Below are 4,729 nucleotides of genomic sequence, written 5' to 3'. Positions count from 1 at the left end.
CGACTCCGATCATCAGCACGATCTCATCGCCGCGGGCCCGGCTGCGATCGGCGTGCACCCGGCTGCCCATCTGCACTCCGCCGGAGAACGGCTCCTCCTCGTTGACGAAGAAGACGATGCGCACGGTCCGATCCATCGGCGCGCTCACCAGCCGCCTCGTGGCCGCAAGCAGTAGGGCTACACCCGACGCGTTGTCGTTGGCTCCCGGCGAGTCGGCGACCGTGTCGTAGTGCGCCCCGATCAACACGACCTCGTTCGGGTGCGTGGTGCCCGGTATCGTCGCAACGAGGTTGGCGACGCTCGTCCCCGCCACGTCGATCTCGTCTCTCTGAGGATCGACTCCGGCGTCGCGCAGCCGCTCCGCAATCCAGCGCTCCGCCGCCAGCAGCGCCTCGATCGAGAAGCCGGCGTGTCGCGGGCCGATGCCGACGGACAGCTCTTCCACATCGCGAATCAGCTCGTCGCGCAGCACGAGCTGGGACTGGCTGAGCGGTTCGGTCGGCGTCTTGAACCGCGTGACGGGGGACCGATGGAAGCATGCGACGTGCAACGCGCACGCGATCGCGATCACGAGCGCGGAGTATCTGTTGAATCGGGCTCTCATGGCGCGGCCTCCGAGTCGAGTGACTCCCGGATCGCCTGTCGCTCTTCATCGCCGACGACCACGGATGTCTCAGGCGCCATGGTAATTCGACCTGGCGAGCGGGTCGAACCCGAGATCACCCGATCATGACTCCGCCGCTCTAACCACGCACGCACCGAGGATCCCGATCGAACCGCGAGGCCCTCACCCAGCTTCCTGCAACGCAACGGCCTGCGGCGCCGCAACCCGACCTCCCTGCGACGCAATCCGCCGCAGCATGCCGGCAAACACCCGGCGATGCACGGGATAGATTCCGTACCAGTACGCCAACCCGGCAACACCGACGGGGTCGAACACCGCGGTCTGACGAATGACCGCCCCGTCCTCGGTCTCCTCGACCTGGAACTCGAGCCACGCGCGTCCCGGCAGCAGCATCTCGGCCACCAGCCGCAGTCGACGATCGGGCTCGTAGGCCTCGACGCGCCAGAAGTCCACGGCGTCCGCGACGGTCAGCTTCTCGGATCCCCGCGGCCGGTCCCCGCTTCGCAATCGCGAGTCTACCAGGTCCTGGATAACCCTAGTTGTGTACTTCAAACCCACCAGCCCCGAGCAGAGACAAAGCCGAACTGGGAAAGCTCCAGACTCATTGATCAGCGCGATTCTGGGCAAGCTCGTTCTCTGGAGGACGGTCAACGGACTGTTCGCCCGCGACGAACAGGCGTTGCGGCGCTACCTGGACGTATTCCCCGTGGCCCGGATCTCCGAGAAACTTCCCTGACGGGTTGTTGCACTCCTTGCCGAGAGCGAGGTTGCGTATCGGCAATGAACAAAGCGCTAGCAATTCAACGCCAGTGCGGGGCCCGGCCAACTCTCGACGGAGGCAAGTCAAAGAAAGCTTGTTCGCCCTTCACTTCTTCGACGTTATGATCAGCGCAATGCAAGAAACCCATGCTGGTCCACCCAACGCCAGCACACGTTGAGAGGCACGCAATGCGCACGAAGTTGAAGACAGGTCTCTGCTGTTTGGCTCTGCTGACTCTCGTATCCTGTGGTTCGAGCGATCCGAACGTCGATGTGGACACGCCGGATACGGACGCTTCTACGGAAGAGACGTCAGGCTCCGACGAGACGTACGTTGCCGAGGAATCCCCGGCAATCCCAGACCTCGGCGGCGCGTCTCCGGAAATGATGACGCAGTGTGGGGCCCACGACGAGTCCGAGGACGTCGAGCTCTACGAGGGGCTGCAGGGTGTCACCAAGGAGTACGTGCGCGAGTACGAACCATCGACTGTCAGGATTCAATGGATGGAAGAAGCCGACATTCGTAGGCTGCGTCCCGACTTCTCGCCTGGCAGCGTTTCGGGCCTCCCTCGGTGTACGGGAACGCTGATCTCAGAAAACCATGTCCTGACGGCAGGCCATTGCTTCACCCGCCACCTGCGTGGTCCGTTTCGTTTAGAAAACAGCCGGAGGGTCGGCCCGACGCCGGAGCAACGGGCCACGATCATGCAGGTCAACTTCGGCTTTCAGCTCGACGGCGAGACCTCCGTCGTGCGCGTTCCCGAGTCGTTTCCGATCGTCAAGCTGGTCGAATTCCGCAACGGACAATTCGACTACGCCATCGTCGAGATCGGCGCCAACGAAGAAGGTGAGCTGCCCGGCGCGAAGTACCCCGTGGCCACCGTCACCACCCGCATACCAGAAAAGGGTGAGTTGATCGTGCTGATCCAACATCCCGCCGGAGAACCGAAACGCGTGGACGTCGGAAGTCTGCTGGCGGTGGGCGAAGACCGCCTTTTCTACAACGACGTCGATACGCTGAACCGGTCGTCCGGCTCCGGAATTCGTGATCAGAACGGCGCAATCATCGGCGTTCACACGAACGGCGGTTGCAGAAAGAAGATCAGTCGCAAGAAGAAGAGGGCCAACAAGGGAGTCCCCGTCGCGGCGTTTGCCGAGGTATCGGAGATTATCTAGTGATCTCAACACGTCTGACGACCGGAACCCGGAGAGCAACTCTCATCACAGCGTTGATCATCCTTCTCGGGGTACGTGCCGAGGCGGGCGCGCTGAAAATCGTCGACGCTCGGCCGGCCGGGCTCGAGACGACAAAGCAGTTGGCGGCGATTGCGGCACCCGAGTGGCACACCGTGCCTCCCGAAGGAGACACGCTGGCCGGGATGTTGCGCACGATCTGCGGAACCCAGACACCGTCGACCCTTCAGTTTCTGGAACAAGAGGCAGTGAGACTGAACCGTGCCGGTACGGCGACAACCATGCTTGGGGCCGAGTCGGCGGTCTTGCTCCCGTTCTGTGTTCCAGCAGCGCAGGCGCAGGTCGAGGTCGAGCCCGGTGACACCCTGTCCGACCTGTTGCTGCGCTCCGGCACGTTGGATGAAGAGATGGTCGATCTCACCTGGGAGTTGAACAAGAACACTCTGTACAAGGACTACGCCGGACAGGAGCACTTCGTGCACCATCTCTTGCCCGAGAGAGGGGTGGTCGTGCCGACGACACTGTCGAGTACGAGATTCGTGACGCTGTCCGATGCGTCCTTCTCCAATCGACCCGAGATCACCAACCTGTTCATGAGTTACGCGGAGGGGGTGGAAGAGGTCGAGTCAGCACCCAACTCCGAGTCGGATCCGGGTCTTCAGTTCGTCAGGTTCGTCGCACCGGCCGATGTCGCTGAGTGCACGGATCAGCCTCACGGTGGCAACCCTTTCGATCACGATCGAGTGTGGAATCGCTTCCTCAGCGAACGTGCGCGACTCACGCAGTACCGCAAGTCGCCGGAAACGGCGATCGTCGGCATCGTCGACACCGGGATCGTCGGCGGCGCCAACTGGACCCTTCTGCCGCAAACGCATTTCGAACCCAACGTGTACGAGTTGTTTGGCCAGAGGGGTGTCGACGATGACCGTCCGGCCGGTAACGACCAGGTTGACGACGTTTACGGCATCAATTTCAATCAGCGCAACGGCAGTTTCGAGACATACCCCCACGATCCGGATCGTGAGCACGGGACGAAGATCGCGTCAGCGGTCCTCGGAGGGAAAGCGCTGCTCGCGGCGGTCGCTCCCGAGGACATCCCGATACGACTCAAGATCGTGAATCTCAGCTCGGCAGACCTGCCGGGCCCCGTAGAGGCGCGTTACGTCAGCGATGCGGTGGACTACCTGGATCAGCAAGGCGCCGACATCGTGAACATGAGCCTGGCGACACCGCGTCACGTCGTCCCGCACTGGAACTCGATGCGGGACGCGGAGGATACGTTGTTCGTCGTCGCGGCCGGCAATCGAGGCGGTGGTGGCGAGAATCTTGATCTGGCCAAGCTGTATCCGGCCGACTACGGGGGCACGCGCGACCCGCACTCGCCCCACGTGTTGACCGTCGGTGCGCATGACAGCGAACTCGGGCCGGCGTGGTTTTCCAACTTCAGCGAAAGCCGGGTCGACCTGTTTGCTCCAGGCTGCGGGGTATCGGTTCTCGGCGCTGCAGATTTCGTATTGGAGAACGGCACATCCGTCTCCACGGCCATCGTGTCGTTTGCCGCCGGACTAATCCGTGCCCTCGGTGAGGAGCATCCTCTCAACATCAAACACCGACTGGTCGCCAGCGTGGATGTCGACCGTCGACTTGCCGAAAAAGCGTGGACCAGCGGACGACTCAACGTGGTCAAGGCCATCAGCCTGTCGCAAGACGTCGTCGAGACCGCGGACGGAACGCTGACCTTCGGCAGAATCGCAGCGCCGACTCAACTCAATCGCTATTGCGCAGACCCGAGTACGCGCAGGTACCTCACGAGCGTCATGAAGGTGCGTCCCAACATTCCAGCTGAGGGCGGATCGGAGATCCAGTACTGGCTGCGCATCGATGGCGACGTCCAGATCGTGTCGTGCAAGCAACAGAACCAGGATCAACCGCTGGGAGAGTTCTTCGTCGATGATATCGCCGTTGCTGCTCCCGCGTTGTCGCAAGTGCGAGACATTGTCTTGAGGTCGCGCTAGCAGGCCGTTGAAAAACCGATGATCGGCAGGGGTCGCAGGATTTGTTGGAGCGGGCTTGCGGTGCGCGCGATCGCGATCTGAAAGCGAAAGGTCGCAGACGGTTCCCCGATGAGGGCACGCCAGGCGGCTCGCAGTG

Annotated in this window: 4 protein-coding genes; 2 read left to right on the top strand and 2 right to left on the bottom strand. The window is 62.4% G+C overall.

The window, feature by feature from the left end; translation table 11 throughout:
* Nucleotides 1-571: M20/M25/M40 family metallo-hydrolase (locus GY725_15035; GenBank protein ID MCP4005505.1), on the bottom strand; the 571-nt coding region annotated here is incomplete at its 3' end.
* A 216-nt stretch (nt 572-787) separates the two neighbouring features.
* A complete protein-coding gene (locus GY725_15030) occupies nt 788-1,276 on the bottom strand; it encodes a DUF2867 domain-containing protein (GenBank protein ID MCP4005504.1) in 489 nt (162 codons plus the stop codon).
* Nucleotides 1,277-1,573: 297 nt separating this feature from the next.
* On the opposite strand from GY725_15030, the gene GY725_15025 reads away from it, so the two are divergent.
* Both GY725_15025 and GY725_15020 read left to right on the top strand, forming a co-directional pair.
* Entirely contained in the window at nt 1,574-2,560 is a 987-nt protein-coding gene (locus GY725_15025; protein ID MCP4005503.1) for a trypsin-like serine protease, read from the top strand.
* Nucleotides 2,560-4,593 (top strand): S8 family serine peptidase, encoded by a 2,034-nt coding sequence (locus GY725_15020; protein ID MCP4005502.1) that lies wholly within the window; start codon nt 2,560-2,562, stop codon nt 4,591-4,593. Before GY725_15025 ends, GY725_15020 begins: the two co-directional genes overlap by 1 nt.
* Nucleotides 4,594-4,729: the final 136 nt, after the last annotated feature.

The sequence above is a fragment of the bacterium genome, from assembly GCA_024226335.1.
In the GTDB taxonomy this organism is placed as follows: Bacteria; Myxococcota_A; UBA9160; order SZUA-336; family SZUA-336; genus JAAELY01.
Note: the sequence above shows the minus strand (reverse complement) of the source record. Positions and strands in the feature narration are given on the sequence as shown.

Coding starts and splice junctions, on each gene's coding strand:
- GY725_15025 (MCP4005503.1), top strand. CDS start 1,574: ATGCGCACGAAGTTGAAGACAGGTCTCTGCTGTTTGGCTCTGCTGACT.